Here is a 20,056-nt window from a genome sequence, read left to right as displayed (position 1 = left end):
GCTAAGATTAGTAACATAGCACTACCCTAGGATGTGAACGAATAGGTATAGAAAATTGATCGGCGGGTGAAAGATTTGAACTGGAACAGCATACGCACAAAATTGATCGCCTTTATGATCCTGGCCACGATCATCCCGACGACAGCCGCCTTGATCATCAGTTATGTCACGACGACCAATGCGTTAAAGGAGCGGGCGGTGGTTGAGAACCAAAATCTTCTTTACCAGGGGCGGATGAATCTGGAGAGTGATTTGGAAGAATTGAACCGGAGCTCCTTGACGGTCTATTCCGATCCTGAGTTTTTCCGCAGCCTGTATTACAGCCACGGCAACATCAGCACTGGCGGCAGGCAGTCTGCAACGATGCAGTCGATGTATCATGCCATTACCGGAACGCGGCAGGTCTATCTGTACGTAGACGGTCAGCGGGAGTCCACCTTGTACGCACAAGATATAGCGAGAAAAGCCAGCGACATCAGTCTGTATCGGGAAATTCCGGATCTGCAGGGCCGAAAGCTGTTTATCCAGCCGCCTCATGCCCTGCATACCTACGGCTTTCAACTGGCCTATCCCTATGAAGAGAATACCAAGGTGCTGACGCTGTATCGGGTCATCGAGCGCGTGCCATCCTCGGACCGGCTTGGGCTGCTCGCGATTGATCTGGACATGACGTTCCTCAGCCGGATCAGCAGTCAATTATTCCAGCCTGGGAACGAGCAGCTATACATTACAAGCGAAGACGGGATTGTCATGTATTCCGGAGACGAAAAGCGAATTGGGCAGCCCCTTGGCGAGGATTGGTATAAGACCATCATGGAATCGGGACAACAGCAGGGCTATTTCGAACATAACGACAACATTTATGTGTATAACCGCGTCCAGACCTCTGTCAGCAATTGGACGATGATTAAGGAAATTCCGTCCTCCTATATTTTGAGCAGCGCGGACAAGGCGGCTTTCATCAATATTTTATTGCTTGCGGTATCGTTCATCCTGATCATCGCCGCCATGATCTGGATCTCGGTGCGAATTACCGCTCCGATCCGGGAGCTTGTCGGATTTATGAGCCAGGTAAAGAGCGGGCGCATGACGGTTGATATCGAATCGGACCGCAAGGACGAGATCGGAATTCTGTACCGCAGATTCAGCAGCATGATGGATACGATCAACAACCTGATTTTGCAGGAATACAAGCTGAAGCTGGCCAATCGGACGAACCAGCTCCGGGCGCTCCAGGCCCAGGTGAACCCGCATTTCATGAACAATGCCCTGCAGACCATCGGCACGCTTGCGCTTGAGCATGATATGAAGAGAATTTACTCTCTTATCTCGGCCCTTGCCCGGATGATGCGTTACAGCATGTACAATACCGATAAACCGGTAACGCTTCGCACGGAGCTGAATCACATCAAGGATTACATCGAGCTGCAGAAGGAGAGATTTGAGAACGGGTTCGACTTCAGGTACGATGTGGAAGAGTCCACCTTGGAAATGACTATACCGAAGATGCTGATCCAGCCGCTAGTTGAAAACTTTTTCAAGCACGGCATGAACCCGGTCGCCCAAGACAACTATATCCTCGTTCAAAGCCGGCGTCTCTCCCCTTCGCTCGTGCAGATTACCGTCGAGGATAACGGCAACGGCATGCCGGAGGAGCAGTTCGAAGCGCTGCAAGCGCAGCTGCGTCAATTGGAGGAGCTGGACCTGGAGCAGCTGCAGGTTAGCTCTGAGGACAAGGAGGACCAAAGCGGCATCGGCCTCATCAACATTATGACAAGGCTCAAGCTGTATTCCCGGGGAAAATCCGGGTTCAATCTGGAGAACAACCAGCCGCGTGGCTTCCGTGTTGTTCTGACTATACATGTGGAAGGTGAAACGGATGAAGGCATTGATCGTCGATGACGAGAGCCGCGTGCGCAAAGCGATTCAGCTGCTTGTCCGGTGGGAGGAGCATGGCATTACCGAAATTCAGGAGGCCGCCAACGGGCAGGAAGCAATGGAGATGATCCCCTCTTATCGCCCGAGCCTCGTCCTGATGGACATGCTGATGCCGCTGAAGAACGGTGTCGATCTCATGAAATGGATTCACGAGCATTACCCGGATACGAAATTCATCGTCATCAGCGGGCATGATGATTTCGAATTTGTCCGCAATACGATCCGCTATAGCGGTACGGATTATATTTTGAAGCCGATCGAAGAGGCTGCCATCAATGAAGCCGTCGACAAGGCGGCATCGGCCTGGCGGGCGGAGGAAGCGGAGCGCCGGGCTGCGCAGCAGCAGCACGTGCAGGTCAACGAATACCGGCCGGTGTACTCCGAGAAGCTGCTGACAAGCTTGCTCGAGGATCCGAGCGCCCATGCCCAGGTTGCACGGCGGCTGAAGACTGAAGGCATCGTTCCGGAGTCAGCGGAGCGCGTACGGCTGGCCGTGCTGCAGATCGATCCATCGGACAGTACGTTATTCGAGCGTTTCGGCCATCATCTCGATCTTCTTATGTTTGCCCTGCTGAATATTTGCAATGAATTTCTGCAAAAGGACGGCGTCGGGATCGCATTCCGCCATTTCGGCTCCCATCAACGAATCGTGATCCTCGTCTGGGAGCAGATCGGCGCGCTGACCGCCCGCCTTCATGATATAAACGACGGGATCCACCGGACGCTGTCGCGGCATATGCATTTTGGCACCAGCCCGGCGGGGAGCTACCCCGGGGACATGCCCAAGCTGTATGCCAAATGCCTGTCCTCTCTCGCTTCGCGCGACTTGACGGTGCTCAGCCATTTCATCCATGACGGAGACGAGGTCCGAAGCCTTGCCGGGGATCTGCCCAAGGCCCTCCAGTTCGGAAGCTATGAGGATTCTTGGAAGCTTGCCGTTCTCAGCGGACAGCCTAACCTGATTGCGGATGCAGTCGAAGCGTGGACGCACGAAATCCGCAAAACCGGAGTGATTACACCTGAACTTCTAGCGCAGTGGGACCGGGACATCGAGCGGTTTGCCAACCAGGTCATTTATGAAACGGCTGGTGCCGGATCCGAACCGGTGCACAAGCTCTACCGGGAGGCGTGTTCCGAATTGGAGTCCCCGAATCCCAATAAATACGTATTCTCGCTTGCCGAATGGCAGCACTATTGGACGGGTTTGATGAACCGCCTTTCCTCCGTCCTGCTGTCCAGAACGCAGTCCGGCGGGGAGCTGATCCGCGACATTACGGACTACATCGAGCAGCACTACCAGAACGAGGTGTCGCTGTACGAGATCGCAAGCCGGTTCCATGTGAGCCGGGAATACATCTCCCGTAAATTCAAGCAGCAGCATCAGGTTAACATACCGGAGTATATCAACCGTCTCCGGATCTCCAAGGCGAAAATCCTGCTGCAGAACCCTGCGCTGAAAATGGCGGCGATCGCCGAGATGGTCGGGTTCAAGAACGAGAAGTACTTCAGCCTCGTGTTCAAGAAGCAGGAAGGCATATCGCCGAAGGAATTCCGCAAGCGTTTGACCGATTTCATGTAACGCGGTCTCGCGGGCGGTCTCGCGGGCGGTCTCGCGGGCGGTCTCGCGGGCGGTCTCGCGGGCGGTCTCGCGGGCGGTCTCGCGGGCGGTCTCGCGGGCGGTCTCGCGGGCGGTCTCGCGGGCGGTCTCGCGGGCGGTCTCGCGGGCGGTCTCGCGGGCGAAAAAAGCAGAGCTAGCAGGGAATGCTCCCTGCTGCTCTGCTTTTTCAGTATGGCTCAGCTCCTTCGCCTTAACGGCGATCCGCCGCTACATGCTGCTGCTCAATTTGCCCGATCTACAGCTTCTCCAAAATCATGACGCCCCGCGCAGGGACTTCACACTGCTTCTGCTGTTCCTTGCCCGTCAGTAAATCCTTGTAAACCACATCCCCTAATGGCACGGTCTTAGCTTCCGCCGTATGGTTAAGCACGAAAGTAAATGCCTTATCATCCTTGACCCTGCGGGCAGCCTCCACGCCGGCCGGCGCATCCAGCACCGACTGAATACCGTGCTCTGCGCAGATCGTTTTCATCAAATCCTGCAGGAACTTCGCGTCCGGACTGGATGCAACATACCAGGCTTTGCCTTGGCCGAAACGGTTGACCGTAAGCGACGGCATGCCTTTATAATAGTCCGAGCCATACTCAGCAACGACCTCTGCCCCTTCCGCATGAATCACATCGCACAAAATGCCGCAGTCATAGGAGCCTTTCAGCTCCCCATGCTTGCCCCGGATGATCATCTGATTTTGCTGTCCCGGCAGCAGGGCATCGATCTCCTCGGCCCAAATTCCCATCAGACTGCGCAGCTCGCCTGGATAACCGCCCAGCGTTACGATATCGTTTTCGTTGACAATGCCGCTGAAGAAGGTGGTCAAGAAAGTGCCTCCCCGAGACACAAATTCCTCGACGCGCTTGGCGAATCCCGGCTTCACCATATACATGACCGGAGCAATGACAACGTCATATTGGGACAGATCCTCTTCCACGCTGATCATATCCGTCTGAATATGCAGCTGGTGCAGCGCATCATAATACTTATGCACTTCGCTAACATAATTCAGCGCGACCGTCGGACCGCTGGACAGCTCAATCCCCCAACGGTTCTCCCAGTCGTACATGATCGCTACTTTCGTCTCGGAGCGTGCATCCAAAAGCCGGTCCCCGAGCTGCTGCAGCTCCTTGCCCAGCTCCGCACATTCACGGAACACGCGGGTATGCTCATGGCCGACATGCTCGATCACCGCGCCGTGATATTTCTCGCAGGCACCGATCGAACGGCGCAGCTGGAAGAACATAACCGTATCCGCCCCATGGGCAACCGCTTGGTAGCTCCATAGCCGCATGACGCCGGGGCGCTTCGCCGAGTTGTACGGCTGCCAGTTCTGAACGCTCGGCGTTTGCTCCATCAGCATGAACGGCTGCCCGCTCTTAAGCCCGCGCATAAGCGCATGCGTCATCGCCGTAAAGCTGAACGGAGTATCGAGCGATGGATAATTGTCCCATGAGACAACGTCCATCTCCTTGGCCCATTTGAAATAGTCGAGCTCCGGATAAAAGCCCATCAGATTGGTGGTTACCGGGATATCCGGTGTGATGCGTTTCAGCTCATCCCGTTCGAGTTTATAGCAGTCTAACAGGCTGTCAGACTGGAAGCGGCGGTAATCAAGGGAAATTCCTTGGAAATTCGTCCGGTTGCCGCCCCATTCCTCACTCAGTGCATTCGGGACGACGATATCCTCCCAGTCGTAGAACGTATGCCCCCAGAAGCGGGTATTCCATGCTTTATTGAGCGCATCTAGCGTCCCGTAACGCTGCTTGAGCCACACACGGAATGCCTCCGCGCAATTGTCGCAATAACAGTAGCCGCCGTACTCGTTCGATACATGCCAGATCAGAACAGCCGGGTGATCCTTATACCGCTCTGCTAACTTGCTTGCCATGAGCTTCGCATATTTGCGGTACGTAGGGCTGTTCGGGCAGGAGTTATGCCGTCCGCCGAACCTCCGCTTGCGGCCCTCGTAATCGACGCGCAGAATATCCGGATATTTCCGCGCCATCCAAGCCGGATGAGCGGCCGTGCTTGTTGCGAGGCAGACATAAACGCCATTCCGGTACAGCCTGTCGATGGTCTCATCCAGCCAGGCGAAATCGTAAGTATCCTCCTCCGGTTGATTCAGTGCCCACGAGAACACGTTGATCGTCGCGACATCGATGCCAGCCAGCTTAAACATGCGGTCGTCCTCTTTCCAGATCTCCTCGTCCCACTGCTCCGGATTATAGTCGCCGCCGTACCACATTTTCGGTAATTTTTCATTAATCATAGCCGTTCCCCATCCTCCCATAACCATTATCTGTCGTTAAAAAGGTATTTTCGCTCGTTCCATCCTCCAAAAGTAGCAACCCTTATCTCAATTCCTCGAACATATCCCTTTAGGGGACTTGTTGCTCGAGTTTCCGCCTCAGGTCCCTGAGCAAGTCCCTTTTAAGGACTTGCTACTCGAATTTCCGCCTCAGATCCCTGAGCAAGTCCCTTTTAAGGACTTGCTACTCGAATTTCCGCCCCAGGTCCCCGAGCAAGTCCCTTTTAAGGACTTGCTACTCGAATTTCCGCCTCAGATCCCTGAGCAAGTCCCTTTTTAGGACTTGCTACTCGAATTTCCGCCTCAGGTCCCCGAGCAAGTCCCTTTTAAGGACTTGTTACTCGAAATATTACCCCAGTTAGCCAAACAAGTCCCTTTTGAGGACTTGTTGTACGTTCCCACACACTACATATCAGTCCTAACCACACTACCTGGCACCCTCCACAGCCACTGCCAAGAGCCCTCACTAACCACGCGGCTAAGCGCCCTCCACAGCCACACTGCCTAGATGCCCTCCCTAACAGGCTCAGGCACGCTCTAACGGGAGCACGCGATACGTCTCTCCCTTGACCGTGTCGAAGGAGCAGCGCTCGCCCGAAGCCGCAGCTGATCCGTCCTCACGCTGCACCCGCACCGGGATCCCGCAGCTGACGCTGCAAGGCTGCCCATGGGTTGACGTGATCGACGCCGATGCCAATGCGCCGTCCTTCCACTCCATGTCAATCAGGAAGCCGCCCCGCGCCTTCAAGCCGCGGACGGCACCCGAGGACCATGCAGCCGGCAGCGCGGGCAGCAGCACAATCTCGCCCAGATGGCTCTGCAGCAGCATTTCGGCGAGGCCGGCAGCTCCGCCGAAATTGGCGTCGATCTGGAACGGCGGATGATCGCCGAACAGGTTCGGGTGAACCGAACGGGTTAGTAAAGTCCGCACGTATTGATAAGCCAGCTCCGGCTGCTGCAGCCTTGCGAACAGATTGATGAGCCACACACAGCTCCAGCCCGTATGTCCGCCTCCGCTCCGGATTCGGGACATGAGCGACTGCAGGGCAGCTTCCGCCAACTCGGGCGTATCCCGCAGAGTGATATCGGTGCCGGGATACAGGCCGTACAGATGCGATACGTGCCGATGGCCCGGTTCCGCCTCCGCAAAAGGCTTGCTCCACTCCATCAGCCGCCCGTCATCATCGATTTGATATGGAAGGAGCCGCTCCAGCGCGCTCCGCAGCTCTTCCTGCAGCTCCCGGTCGATCTCCAGCAGCTCGGAGGCTTCAAGGCAATGACGGAACAGTTCGCGAATCAGCGCCATATCCATCGTGGACCCTGCCGATACGCTGCATGGCACGCCTTCCTTCGTCAAGAACTGATTCTCCGGCGATGTCGACGGGCTGGTAACCAGATGTCCCTCACCGTTTTCGATCAGCCAATCCAGGCAAAATAGCGCCGCCTCCCGCATGAGAGGGTAAGCCGTGTTCCTTAAGTACTCCGGATCCGGGTTGAATACATAGTGCTCCCATAGATGGCGGCACAACCAAGGGCCGGCCATCGGCCAAAACGCCCACATGGCCCTTCCATTGCTTGGATTAGCCATTCGCCATAGGTCAACATTATGATGTGCGGCCCATCCCCGGGCATTGTAATGAATTTTGGCCGTCCGTGCTCCGCTGACGGCTAGCTCCCGGACCATTTGGATCAGCGGTTCATGACATTCGCTCAGATTGCCCGTCTCCGCTGCCCAGTAGTTCATCTCCGTATTGATATTGGTCGTATAATTGCTGTTCCAAGGCGGCTGAACATGAGGGTTCCACAGCCCTTGGAGATGCGCCGGCTGGGTTCCGGGGCGGGAGCTTGCCATCAGCAAATATCGCCCGTATTGGAACATCAGCGCCTCCAGCGATGGATCCTCCTGACCTCCGGCGTAAGCCGCCAGGCGCTGATCCGTCGGGATCGCCTCCATCCGGGCACGATGCTCGGCATCGCCCAGCTCCACCGCCACCCGTCCGAAGAGCGCCCAATGCTCCTCCGTATGCCGCAAACGCAAGGCTTCGTCATCATACCCGGCAGCAGCTTCAAGACGGGCGCTGCACAGCCTTGCCGGATCGCTCCCCTTAGCCCCCGGCATGACGTCAAAGCCTTCGAAGTCCGTGGCTGCCGCAACATGCAGCGTCACGGCACCGGCGCCGGTAACCGTCAGGACATCGCCGTGTATGCCGATGCGGCCCCCATCCGCCCGGACAGCGACCTGCATTTCATATCGGAGCCCCCTTCCTTCCTCGTATAATATCGATTGGGGGTGGTCACCTCGGTAGTTATCCGCGATGTGCGTCGGCGCATGTCCGAACAGCCGCATAACGCCGCCGGGCGTAATATCAGTCTCATAGCTCAGAGGCGACTGCAGCTTCAGCTTCAGATGAATGCTCCCTTCGGCACTGCCCGTATACCGGATCACCGCGATCTGGTCCGCCGCGCTGATAAACATCTCCCTTTGAAAGCGCTCACCTCGCCCGGTCCGAAACACTACCGAAGCAACCCCATTGCCCAGATCCAGCTCGCGCCGGTAATCCGACTGCCCGTCATCGATCCCCGTTTGTTCGATCAGCAGGTCCCCGAGCGGTAAAAAGGCTTCCGTATTCCGGCCAACCATCCGTTCCTCAATCAGCTTCTCGGCCTCCGCATATTTCTCGGAAGCGATCAATTCCCTGGCCGCTTGCAAATAACGAAGCGCCTCGTAATTGTTCGTATCCCTCGGGAATCCGGACCAGAGTGTATCCTCATTCCATTGAATACGCTCCTCCTGAATGCCCCCGAACACCATTGCGCCAAGGCGTCCGTTCCCTAGAGGAAGCGCCTCTTCCCATACGGAAGCCGGCTTGTCGTACCATAGCTTATAGGATCTGCGCGGATTCGTTTCCAGCTTGATCTCCTCCTTTTCGCGTAACGTGCATCATCTCATAGTCGTCGATTTGCCATTGTGCGCCAAGCGAGTTCTTGTTCTCCTAATGATTTCTTCTTGATTGTATTTCTCCATTTCGAGGGCAGACCCTCCCATCTGCGAACCTGTAACTGAAAAATATTAAATGTCCTGCGCCGAGGTTGGTCCCCGAAATAAGAAGGGGCCTGCACGAGGCCGGCCCCTTCTTGAACTTTAGCTGTTCCACAGCTCGACGCGCTGACGCACGAGCTCGGTATATTCCTTCTCCATTTTTTCCGCTCCGGCATCGTTCAGCTCTTTGATGAACTGATCATACAGCTGATCGAATTTCGCCGGATCGGCCAGAATGATTTCCGGAATGCGCTTGCGTGTAATCTCTTCCACTTTTTTGTACGTAATATTAATGTTGGAGTCGCTTGGCACCGGAATGTTGTAAGCTACGCCCCACGGCTTCACAGGGAATTCTTCCTTCTTCGGCCACAGGTCCTTCCACATTTCAACGCCGTAAGCCTTCAGCGTTTCCTTGGCGGATGGCGTGTAGTTCTCTTTGATCGTTTCCGGGAAGTTCGTCGTATAGTAGTTGCCCGTCGAATCCTTCACGCCGTCGCCATAGCGCGGGAAGATGGCGTTATACAAACCGATGCCCGTTTCTTTAGTGAAGTTGGCATTGTCATAGGTTTTGCGCTCCTGGACCTCTTCCGGAATGACGCGCTTGCCGTCCACGACGTTATAATGCTCGCCCTCAATACCCCAATTCATCAAAATTTGCCCTTCCTCGGAAGCCAGGTAATCCAGGAACTTGATAATCCGAACCGGATCCTTCGCGGAAGACGTGATGCCTACACCCCATCCGGCGACATAACCGGTATCCTGGAACGTTGCATCCTTCGTCGTTTCATCCAGCTGGATCGGGAATCTCGCATAGGTACGGTTCTCCTTGCCGGCGGATCTCAGCGCGTTCGTTGCATTGCCGAAGCCCCACTCCTGGTCAATCACGCCGAGCACGCGGCCGGAGGAAATCTTCGCTTCATATTGGTCCGTCTTCTGAACGAACGTTTCTTTATCCAAAAGGCCCGAAGCATTCATATGGTTCAGCCAGCGGAAGTACTCTTTCTCTTCCGGACGCTTGTAGTGCAATTTAGCTTCCGTCGTTTCCGGATCGATGTAGTATTCACCGTCATCGGATACGCCGGTTGCGATAAACGCCGGGTTCGTCACGGAGATCATGATTCTCCATCCGTCCGCATTCAGCGTCAGCGGAATCGTTGGCTGGCCGTCAATGGTCGGATGCTTCTCATAGTACTCTTTCAGTGCATTCTCGTAGTCCTTCACCGTCTTGAGCTCAGGATATCCAAGCTCCTTCAGCACTTCATGCTGAATCTGGAACGTGCCTCCGGCATCAAGCGCTTCATGATCCACCGCTGCAAGCGTCGGCAGAACATAGATGGCTTCGTCCTCGTTGCTCCACTTCAGACGGCTCATGTAATCGCCGTACACCTTCTTGATGTTCGGCGCATGCTCTTCGATCAGATCCGTCAGATCAATAAAAGCGCCCGCATCCACGAACAGGTTAGCGTCACCCTTAGCAAACACCAGGTCCGGATACTCACCGCTCGCGACCATCAGCGGCAGCTTCTGGTTGGAGCCGTCAACTGCATATTCGGCTTGAATCGTAACACCGGTTTTCTCGGTCAACTTCTTGCCGACGGCATCCTGCATATTCACCCAGTTTGCATTGGAGTCCGCGCTGTAATAGGTCATCGTCATCGGCTCCAGCTTCTCTTCCTGCTGGGCATCCGTTCCGCCGTTTTCTTTTTGTCCGCCGTTTGCGCTATTGCCGCTGTCACCGCCGCATGCTGCAAGAACGAACGTTGCCATCATCATGACCGCTAACAGCAACGATAATCTCTTCTTCTGTTTCATTGCTTTACCCCCTAATCTAAAGTGTAAATAATCTATCGTTTAACAGGCATAAGGGCCTGCTTGATAGCTGTAAGCCATCAGCTTTTTACTGCGCCGAGCGTCATGCCCTTCACGAAGTAACGCTGCAGGAACGGGTAGACGATCAGGATCGGAACCGTGACCACAATCGTAATGGCCATCTTAATCGATTCCGGAGATACCTGTTTCACGATCTCGGCCATGTTCTGGCCGGTCATCATGCCGCTTTGCTGACCCTGCGTGCTCTGCAGCACCTTCATCAGCTCGAATTGAAGCGTTGTCAGATGAGGCGCGGAGCCGTTGTACAGATACGTATCGAACCAGGAGTTCCACTGCCCGACGGCCAGAAACAGCGCAATCGTTGCGAGCACGGGCTTGCACAGCGGAAGGATAATCCGGTAATAAATCGTAAAATCATTGGCGCCGTCCAGCTTGGCCGATTCCTGCAAGGAATACGGCAGGCCGTCGATGAATGACCGGATGACGAACACGTTGAACGCGCTTACCATTCCCGGAATGATGTAGACCAGGAACGTGTTCATCATGTTCAGATCCCGGATCAGAATAAATACCGGTATCATGCCGCCCGAGAAATACATCGTCAGCGCAAGAAAAGTCGACATGAACTTTCTGCCCTGAAAATCGACCCGGCTCAGCACATAACCGAGCATCGTGCCGCTAAGCAGGCCGAGCAGCGTTCCCGTCAGCGTCCGAAGGACCGTAATTTTCGCTCCGGTGAGCAGTCCTTCGTATTGAAAAATCTGTACGTAATTTTCGAAAGTGAATTTACGGGGCCAAATCGTAATTCCTCCGCGCACCGTATCGACGGAGTCGTTCAAGGAAATGGCCAGTACGTTTAAAAAAGGATATAAGGTCACGATCATGACAAGCGTCATAAACGTGTAGTTCACAATATCAAACACCCGGTCGGAGAGCGAGGGCTTGAATGCTGCTTTGGTACGTGCCATGCGGGTCCCTCCTCCTTACATAATCGATTGCTTGGTAAATTTTTTGAAAACGCCGTTCGCGACGAGCAGCAGGATGATGCTGACGATCGAGTTGAACATCCCGATGGCCGTACCGAAGGAAAAGCGTCCCATGCCAAGCCCGTAATTCAATGCATAGAGATCCAGGACCTGGGAGTAATCCACCACCAGCGGGTTGCCGAGCAGGAACTGCTTCTCGAAGCCGATGCTGATCAGATGTCCGATCGACATAATGAGCAGGATCGCAATCGTCGGCGCAATGCTTGGAATCGTAATATGCCAAATCTGGCGGATGCGGCTTGCGCCGTCGACCTTGGCGGCCTCAAACTGCTCTTGGTCGATGCCTGAAATCGCTGCCAAATAGATGATCGCGTTCCAGCCCATTTCCTTCCACAGATCCGAGCCGGTTACGATATACCAGAACCAGCTTCCCTGCGCCATAAACTGAATCGGCTGGTCGATGATGCCGAGCCACATCAGCAGCTGATTGACAGCGCCTCCATCAACGGACAGCATTTTGGTCACGATCCCGGCTACAACGACCCAGGATACGAAATGGGGAAGATACGAAATCGTCTGAACCGTCCGTTTAAAAACGCTTCCACGAAGCTCATTGAGAAGCACAGCGAACAGGATCGGAATCGTGAAGCCGACGATCAGCCCCATAAAGCTCATAGCCAGCGTATTTCGCAAAACCAGATAAAACTTTTCATCCGTAAACAGGGCCACGAAGTGATCGAACCCGACCCATTTTTGCTCAAATACGCTTCTGCCCGGCCTGTAGCTTTGGAACGCCATGAGCCAGCCCCATATCGGCAAATAACTGAAGATGAACACGACAATGATGAAGGGCAGCGACATGCCGTACAGTATTTTCTGCTCCTTGAAAGTGGCCCAAAAGCCTTTCTTTTTCTTCTTTCTGGTGGCAGGTTGGACGCTGCCTTCTCTCTCTGTTACCGCTTTCAAGCCAACCCCTCCTCTCTTGTATACCCTGATGATAAACGAAGCCGCAGGAAGGGGGTACCCAAAGGATTCGTGCAAAAATCATATGAAAATTAGACATTGTTCCTCCCGATCCCGGCCATATCCTATGGGGAGGGACAAACAAAAATAGACGCGCACCATAGACGCGTCTTCGGGCAGAATCAAGGCAGCCCTTACCTGCGGAAGCGAAAAGCACCGGAACAAGCCTTGGCATCAAGCTGCAGCCGGCTATCCCGTCCAAGGCATCCGCCGTGACGTGAGATAACACACTGCTCCCTTAAAGCTCCAGCTCTTTGCGATAATTCGACGGCGAGGTTCCAACATATTTTTTAAACTTGCTGTGGAAGTAATCCACGTTGGTATACCCTACCTTCTCCGCAACCTGGTACACCTTCATCCCCTGTTTCAGAAAATCCTTGGCCTTGTCGATTCGGACCTTATCCAGATACGTGTTAAAGTATTCACCTGTTGTATTTTTGAACATTTTGCCCAAGTAAGCGCTGTTGTAATTGAATACCGAGGCCAAGGTTTCCAGCTTAATATTGTCGCTGTAATTTCGTTGGATCAGGTCCAGTATGCGCTTCATCTCCTGATCCCGCCCCCCTCTGCCCGCCTGCCACACCAGCTCCTCCAGGAATTGGACGGAGTGCCGGCACAGATCAAATACGGTCCTTTGGCGGAAGATTGCAGCTATCCGGTCCGAGTATTCCTTCGTCCGCGATTGCAGCTCGGTATGATGCAGCGTCAGCTTGTTATGCACGCTGGTCAGCAGCTCGACGAAGGCGCTCTTCATGTCCGCTTCGGAATAACGATCCCGGATCATGCCCAAGGCGGCGGAGCGGAGCAGCTTCTGCTGAATGTCCGCGTTGCCGACGTCCACTGCGTAGTACAGCTGCTCCATGAACGGACCGGGCTCATACCCTTCCGATGGCTCAGCCCCGTTCTCGCCGCCGAAAGGCACCGACTCCGGGTACAGCAGCTCGCCAGGGGCATAGAAGAATCGCCGCCGCAGCAGCTTCTTGGCCGCATGGTAGGACTTGACGGTATCGGCGGCCTCCCGCACAGGCTGCCCCATGGCGGCCGTAATAGCGGCTCCGGCCGCGCTTGCTGCCGTCTCGAGCCGGCCCTGCAGCTCTTTCCTTCCGGAGGCGGACAGCACCGGTACCGGCATAAGCAGACCGAGGAAGCCATGCAACGAAAATACGATGCCGCTGCCCTCCCTCTCGAAGGCTTCCACCAGCTTTTCCTTCAGGAGGCGATCCGGTTCATCGCTCGATTCATCGGAGCCGTGAACATAAACAAGTGCAACCTGATAATGGTCCCAAGCAAGTCCCAGCTGCTCGGCCAGCTGGCGGGATGCCGCATCCACTCCCGCCTCCTGTTCCTGCCGGAGCCAGGATTGAATGAGCTGCTCGCGGCTGATTTCCGAGGCGGCCTGATTCAGCGCCATCCACTGACGCTCCTGCTCGATCGTTTCCTTCATCTGCATCAGGTAAGCGGACAGCTCATCCTCATCTACCGGCTTGAGCAAATATCCGTCAACCCGATGGGAGATAGCCCGCTTGGCATAATCGAAATCGGCGTAACCGCTGAGGATCAGAAGATGAATCGCCGGATCGACGGAGCGGACCGCCTCGATCAGCTGCAGACCGTCCATGCCCGGCATGCGAATGTCCACCAGCATGACGTCCGGCGCATAACGCTTGTGCTTCTCAAGCGCTTCGTTTCCGTTGGCAGCTGTGTCCACGACCTCGTACCCCAGCTCGCTCCAAGGCACTATACTCTTCAAACCTTGACGCAGTTTAGGCTCATCATCCACGATCAGCACTTTAATCATCGATTTCTCCTCCTGTCGGAATACTGAATTCTATACGGGTGCCCTCTCCCGGCTCGCTATAAATGGCCAAGCCGGATTCGGGGCCATAAGTCAGCTGGAGTCTGACATGCACGTTGCGCAAGCCGATTCGGCCGCCCTCATGCTCGTCGGATTCATTCAGGAAGCTGTGTATCATCTCGAGCCGTTCCGGAGTAATGCCTGCCCCGTTATCCTCGGTTACGACGAGAATCATGCCACGCTGGGCTGTAACCCTAACCCGGATAAACGTGCCGTCTTCCTTGTGGTCCATGCCGTGAATGACGGCATTTTCAACGAGAGGCTGGATAATCAGCGGAGGGATCCTGACCGGCTCGGCATCCGGATCCACCTCCAGCTCATATTTCAACCGGTCTTCATACCGAAATTTCTGAACGTCCAGATAGCATCGCACCATCTCGATTTCGTCCTTGATCGTCGTCTTTCCGCTTCCGACCTCAAGATTGCTGCGCATCATCTTCCCGAGCAGCCGGACGATTCGGGCGATCTCGCGCTCGCCCTTCAAATGGGCCTCCATCCGTATCGCTTCCAAGGCATTGAACAGGAAATGGGGATTGATCTGACTGGCCATCATTTTAAACTTGATTTCACTTTGCTTCTGCTCCAAGCGCCGCTTCTGCAAATTGGATTCCTGCACTTCGTTCATCAGCTCATTAATGCTTCCGACCATGGAGTTGAACTGGCGGGACAATTGCCCGATCTCGTCTTTGCCGTCAATCTCCATCGCCACGGCAAGGTTCCCGGTCCCTACCTTTGTAATATGCTTGCTAAGCCTTAGCAGGCGGTTTGAAATGAGCGAGGAGAAGCTGTAGATCAGCAGGACGGCCAGCACCAGGCTAATGATGATGACCGTCATCACCAGCCGGTTAATCCGGTTCGCTTCGGCTACGATGCTGTCGATGGAGAAGATCGAGATAATTCTTAGGCTGTTCTGCCCCATCTCCGGATTCAGCGGTTCAATGAGCACCTTGGATGCTTCACGATCAATGACCGCCTCGTAGGACCCGCTCGGTTGATAAACCGTGCCGGAATCATCATGGATTTCGGACAGCGTCCTGCCGTAAAGATCCGGGCGGTTGGCAGCAACGATATTGTTCTTGCTGTCCGCTATGATCGTGTAGAACGATTCCTGATTCAGAATCGTATTCAGCATGCCCGTGTTGACGTTGATAACCAGCACGCCGCGGTTGTCTTTGCTCCCCAGGTCCACTCCCTTGATCAGGCTGAGGTAGTGCTTCCCGTCACGCTCATCAACAATATAATCCCAGTGAATGACGCCGATATTTTCCTGGGCCCGGACGTACCATTCCGCCTGCCGGATCTCTTCTTCCGGATAGATGAATTCCCAGTTGTTCAGCATGGTCTGGTTCTCGCTGTAAAAGCGAATGTTGGAGATCTCTTTATACATCTGTTTCGCCTGCTGAAGATCCGGATAAGCACGATAGGCGACAAACACATCGTATACGCTTTCATATTGGCGGTTGGCCAGGTTTTTGAGCCGCTCATCATATGAAAGCCGGTAGGATAGATCATCCGACACGTTAAGTACCTCTGTCGACCGCTTCTTCACCCGGTCCACGTTCTGGTACGCTTGCTCCAAGGCATTGTTAAATGCAAACTTACGGAGCTCTCCCGTCAGGAAAATGCTGACGATTGAAACCGGAACAAATACGACCACGACAAAGGATAAAATCAATTTCGTTCGGATTTTCATATCATTCATCAGTTGAATGAAATACGATAACATCGAATGGTTTTCGCTCCTGTCTTGCATAGACGTCGGCAGATCCGAGGAAACGGTTACAAATAATTGCCGTTGGTGGCCCAAACTCCCTGCCGCTCCCCAATTATATCAGGATAAACATCCCTTCTTGATCAACCAAAAGATGGAAGAAGCCCGACTCCAGCACAGGGCTGGTCCGGGCTCACCTTCCTTATTAACAAGCAGCCAATCTTGCGCTTCCGAAAACTATCCTTTCAGTTGAACGGCGAATTCCGCTTTCCGGCCCCCGGCCACGTCAATCCGGCCTTCCGCCAGAGTCGCCCCTTCTCCGTCTACGGAGACAGCTTCGCCCGTGCCGTACAGCTTCACGGAGAACGGCTTGCCGCTGCCCTCGGATGTCAGGCTAATCCGGTTTCCAACACGGACAGCGCGTACGGACAGTTCAATCTGACCTTCCATGTTGCGCACCGTTACCGATGCCTCTTGACCATCTTCCAAGGCATACAGCCCCAGCTCCACTCCGTCTGCATAGTCATAATCCGGCCGGTTGTCGTTAGCGCCCTGCGCCAGGAAAGAGTTGCCCCGTACGAAGAGCGGCAGACTGAGGAAATCATAGGTCTCCTTGCGCCATGAACCACCTTCCACCGTTTCGCCGGTCAGCAGATGCGTCCAGCGCCCGTGCGGAAGATAATACGATACTTCTCCCTTCTCGCTGAAGACCGGAGCAACCAGCAGCGAGTCGCCAAGCATATATTGACGGTCCAGCATTTCGACGGCCGGGTCTTCAGGGAATTCCAGGAACATGGCCCGCATGCTCGGAATCCCGTGCTCCGAGGCTTGAACCGCTGTATTGAACAGATACGGCATTAGACGGCTCTTCAGCTTGGTGAAGAAGCGCGTAACATCGACGGCCTCTTCGTCGTATGCCCAAGGCACCCGATAGGACGTGCTGCCGTGCAGGCGGCTGTGGCTCGACAGGAGACCGAACGCCAACCAGCGCTTGAACACATGGGCCGGCGCCGTATTCTCGAAGCCGCCGATATCATGGCTCCAGAAGCCGAAGCCGCCTAGGCCGAGCGACAAGCCGCCGCGAAGGCTCTCTGCCATGGATTCGTAATCGGCGTAGCAATCGCCGCCCCAGTGAACCGGGAACTGCTGTCCGCCAACCGTAGCGGAACGCGCGAATACGGCCGCTTGATTTTTCCCGAATTTCTCCACAAGCACTTCGAATACCACTTTGTTGTAGAGCTGGGTGTAATAATTGTGCATTTTATGCGGATCGGATCCGTCGAAATATACGACATCGGTTGGAATCCGCTCGCCGAAATCCGTTTTGAAGCTGTCCACGCCCATGTCCGCCAGCTCGCGGAGATAGCCTGCATACCATTCGCATGCATCCGGATTCGTGAAATCCACAAGCGCCATCCCCGGCTGCCACAGATTCCACTGCCACACGTCGCCGTTAGGCTTCTTCACGAGATATCCCTTCTCCCATCCTTCCTCAAAAAGACGCGAGCGCTGGGCGATATACGGGTTGATCCATACGCAAATTTTCAGGCCCTTCTCTTTCAGGCGCTTCAGCATGCCTTCCGGATCCGGGAATACTTCCTCATCCCATTGGAAATCGGTCCAATTCAGCCCCTTCATCCAGAAGCAGTCGAAATGGAAGACGTGCAAAGGAATGTCGCGCTCCAGCATCCCGTCCACGAATGAATTGACCGTAGCTTCGTCATATTGTGTCGTGAACGAGGTTGAGAGCCACAAGCCGAAGGTCCAGGCCGGAGGCAGCGCCGGCTTGCCTGTCAGATTCGTATATTTATCGAGCACGCCTTTCGGATCGGGACCATCGATGATGAAGTACTCCAGCGACTCGCCTTGAACGCTGAACTGCACCTTCTTCACCTTCTCGGAGGCCACCTCGAAGGAGACGAGATCCGGCTGATTCACGAATACGCCGTAGCCTTTGTTCGTGATGTAGAACGGGATGTTTTTATAAGCCTGCTCGGAGCTTGTGCCCCCGTCCTGGTTCCAGATGTCGACGGTTTGGCCGTTCTTCACGAAGGACGTGAAGCGCTCGCCAAGCCCATATACCCATTCGCCTACGCCAAGATCCAGCTCCTCGCGCATGTAGGTCTGTCCGCCGTCCTCAACGATGTGGGCGATCGATTTGAAGCCGCTGCCCGTGATACGCTCGTCTCCACGATAGAAATGAACCGACCACTGCGGGCCTTTCTTGATGACGACGCTCAAGTTTCCGCTGCGAAGCACAGCCTCCTCGCCATTCTCCTCAATAACTGCATGGCTGCCTTCTTCCTTATACAGCTCGAATGCCGGTCCAAGGTCGCGTACGCCTGCATAATGGACAAGCTTGACGCCGATCACGCCCGGAGCCGGAGAATGGAACTGCACGGTAATGAGCTGCGCGTTGATAGTTGCTCCTCTGCCTGGAATCGGGGCTGTCGAGGCGTACGCTGTGAGCGTGTTGCCTTTCACTGCAAAATCATAGGCCTGTACCGCTCCTGCAATCGAGAAGCCTTCACGTACCAGCCAGTTGCCGTCCGTAAATTTCATGATAGGAACCGCCTTTCTATATTCTGAAAATTGATTATTGGGTTGAAAGCGTTATAATGTCATTATACTGATATATTTTTAATGGAACTATCAATATCCGGTCATTTTATAGCACAATCTTGACGTTTAGATGCAACCCATTCATTTCCTGAAAAGCCCGAAGGAGGATTCAAGCATGGATCAAACGCTGCACCGGTCCTTCAAAGAAAGCAAGGCTCATGGCAGCGAACGCTTTCCGTTCGGGATTTACTGGTACCAATTTGCCCCGGGGGCTCATGTTGTAGACTCCCACTGGCATACGGAATCCGAAATCTTCTATTGCATCGAAGGCGAGGTGTTGTTCCAAATCAACGATACCGAATATGTTCCGGTTCGCGCTGGCGAAGCCCTGTTTATCGACGGCTCCGATATCCATACCGGCCACGCCCGAGGGGATCAAGGCTGCAGCTTCTGTGCCATGGTATTCGATTTCGGCATGCTCGCAAGCGCCCAGTACGATGCGCTCCAGGAAGGCATGATCGTTCCCTTTCAGGAACGGAAGGCCACCTTTCCTAGGCTGATTACCTCCGAGACGGATGGTGCGCTGCTCCAGCATATCAAGGACATGATCGCCTTATCCAAACAGCCGCCGCCCGGTTATGAAGCCGCAATCAAAGGCCATCTGTACCTTATGCTCCATCACGCCGCCGCATCCGGCAGGCTGGTGAACCGCAGCCGTTCCGATGCGGCCGATACATCAAGAACCGAGCGGCTGAAGAAGGTGATCGTCTATATTCAAAACAACTACCATCGCCCGATTCGAATCAGCGAGCTGGCCGACCTGATCCCGATGAGCGAGGGTCAATTCTGCCGCTTCTTCAAATCGATGACCGGTCAGACGCCGGTAGATTATATGAACTCCTATCGGGTGCGGCAGGCAGCGGAGCTGCTGCGTCAGCCGGAACATAAAATATCCGACATCGCACTCGATGTCGGATTCGGGCATATCAGCTATTTTGTTCGGGTATTCCGCAAAATCATGAACTGCACGCCTTCAGAATATCGCAAAAATTTATAATTTCGGGGGTACTGCCTCTACCCTCTTAATATATTTCACCAGTGTCTCTACATTATAATAAGCAGTGGCGATATTGTTCTGGCTGTTCATCTGCTCGGGGTCTTATTTATATCGTGCTCGTCGCCGGCTTCGGC

General features: G+C 54.5%; 11 protein-coding genes. 3 read left to right on the top strand and 8 right to left on the bottom strand.

Going from position 1 to position 20,056, the window contains the following annotated elements; genetic code table 11:
- Positions 1-66 precede the first annotated feature (66 nt).
- Complete coding sequence (locus NST44_RS09210) at positions 67-1,902, top strand: cache domain-containing sensor histidine kinase (RefSeq protein ID WP_232239351.1); 1,836 nt, start codon at positions 67-69, stop codon at positions 1,900-1,902.
- Positions 1,880-3,517: a response regulator transcription factor gene (locus NST44_RS09205; protein WP_340899028.1), complete on the top strand. Its 1,638-nt coding sequence runs from the start codon at positions 1,880-1,882 to the stop codon at positions 3,515-3,517. Before NST44_RS09210 ends, NST44_RS09205 begins: the two co-directional genes overlap by 23 nt.
- A 274-nt stretch (positions 3,518-3,791) precedes the next feature.
- Here the strand turns inward: NST44_RS09205 and NST44_RS09200 are convergent, their stop codons facing one another.
- The 8 genes from NST44_RS09200 to yicI all read right to left on the bottom strand — a co-directional run bounded on the left by NST44_RS09200 (position 3,792) and on the right by yicI (position 18,865).
- Positions 3,792-5,819: a beta-galactosidase gene (locus tag NST44_RS09200; RefSeq protein WP_251537535.1), complete on the bottom strand. Its 2,028-nt coding sequence runs from the start codon at positions 5,817-5,819 to the stop codon at positions 3,792-3,794.
- A gap of 565 nt (positions 5,820-6,384) precedes the next feature.
- Positions 6,385-8,769, bottom strand: a complete 2,385-nt coding sequence (locus tag NST44_RS09195; protein WP_340901426.1) for a glycoside hydrolase family 95 protein — start codon at positions 8,767-8,769, stop codon at positions 6,385-6,387.
- Between the two features lie 231 nt (positions 8,770-9,000).
- Positions 9,001-10,710 (bottom strand): ABC transporter substrate-binding protein, encoded by a 1,710-nt coding sequence (locus NST44_RS09190; RefSeq protein ID WP_340899022.1) that lies wholly within the window; start codon positions 10,708-10,710, stop codon positions 9,001-9,003.
- Positions 10,711-10,787: 77 nt separating this feature from the next.
- Positions 10,788-11,696 (bottom strand): carbohydrate ABC transporter permease, encoded by a 909-nt coding sequence (locus NST44_RS09185; RefSeq protein ID WP_340899021.1) that lies wholly within the window; start codon positions 11,694-11,696, stop codon positions 10,788-10,790.
- Between the two features lie 15 nt (positions 11,697-11,711).
- The gene (locus NST44_RS09180) at positions 11,712-12,680 is read right to left on the bottom strand and encodes an ABC transporter permease (protein WP_340899019.1); all 969 of its coding nucleotides are present in this window, start codon (positions 12,678-12,680) and stop codon (positions 11,712-11,714) included.
- A gap of 295 nt (positions 12,681-12,975) precedes the next feature.
- Positions 12,976-14,535, bottom strand: a complete 1,560-nt coding sequence (locus tag NST44_RS09175) for a response regulator transcription factor (RefSeq protein WP_340899016.1) — start codon at positions 14,533-14,535, stop codon at positions 12,976-12,978.
- Positions 14,528-16,318, bottom strand: a complete 1,791-nt coding sequence (locus NST44_RS09170; RefSeq protein ID WP_340899012.1) for a cache domain-containing sensor histidine kinase — start codon at positions 16,316-16,318, stop codon at positions 14,528-14,530. The genes NST44_RS09175 and NST44_RS09170 overlap by 8 nt, the downstream gene beginning before the upstream one ends.
- A 222-nt stretch (positions 16,319-16,540) precedes the next feature.
- Complete coding sequence (yicI, locus tag NST44_RS09165) at positions 16,541-18,865, bottom strand: alpha-xylosidase (protein WP_340899009.1); 2,325 nt, start codon at positions 18,863-18,865, stop codon at positions 16,541-16,543.
- A gap of 175 nt (positions 18,866-19,040) precedes the next feature.
- Between yicI and NST44_RS09160 the strand changes: the two genes are divergently transcribed.
- A complete protein-coding gene (locus NST44_RS09160; protein WP_340899007.1) occupies positions 19,041-19,922 on the top strand; it encodes an AraC family transcriptional regulator in 882 nt (293 codons plus the stop codon).
- The last annotated feature ends 134 nt before the right edge of the window (positions 19,923-20,056 follow it).

This window comes from Paenibacillus sp. FSL W8-0919, from assembly GCF_038003785.1.
Classification (GTDB): Bacteria; Bacillota; Bacilli; order Paenibacillales; family Paenibacillaceae; genus Paenibacillus_AQ; species Paenibacillus_AQ lactis.
This window is presented reverse-complemented; position numbering and strand designations above follow the sequence as displayed.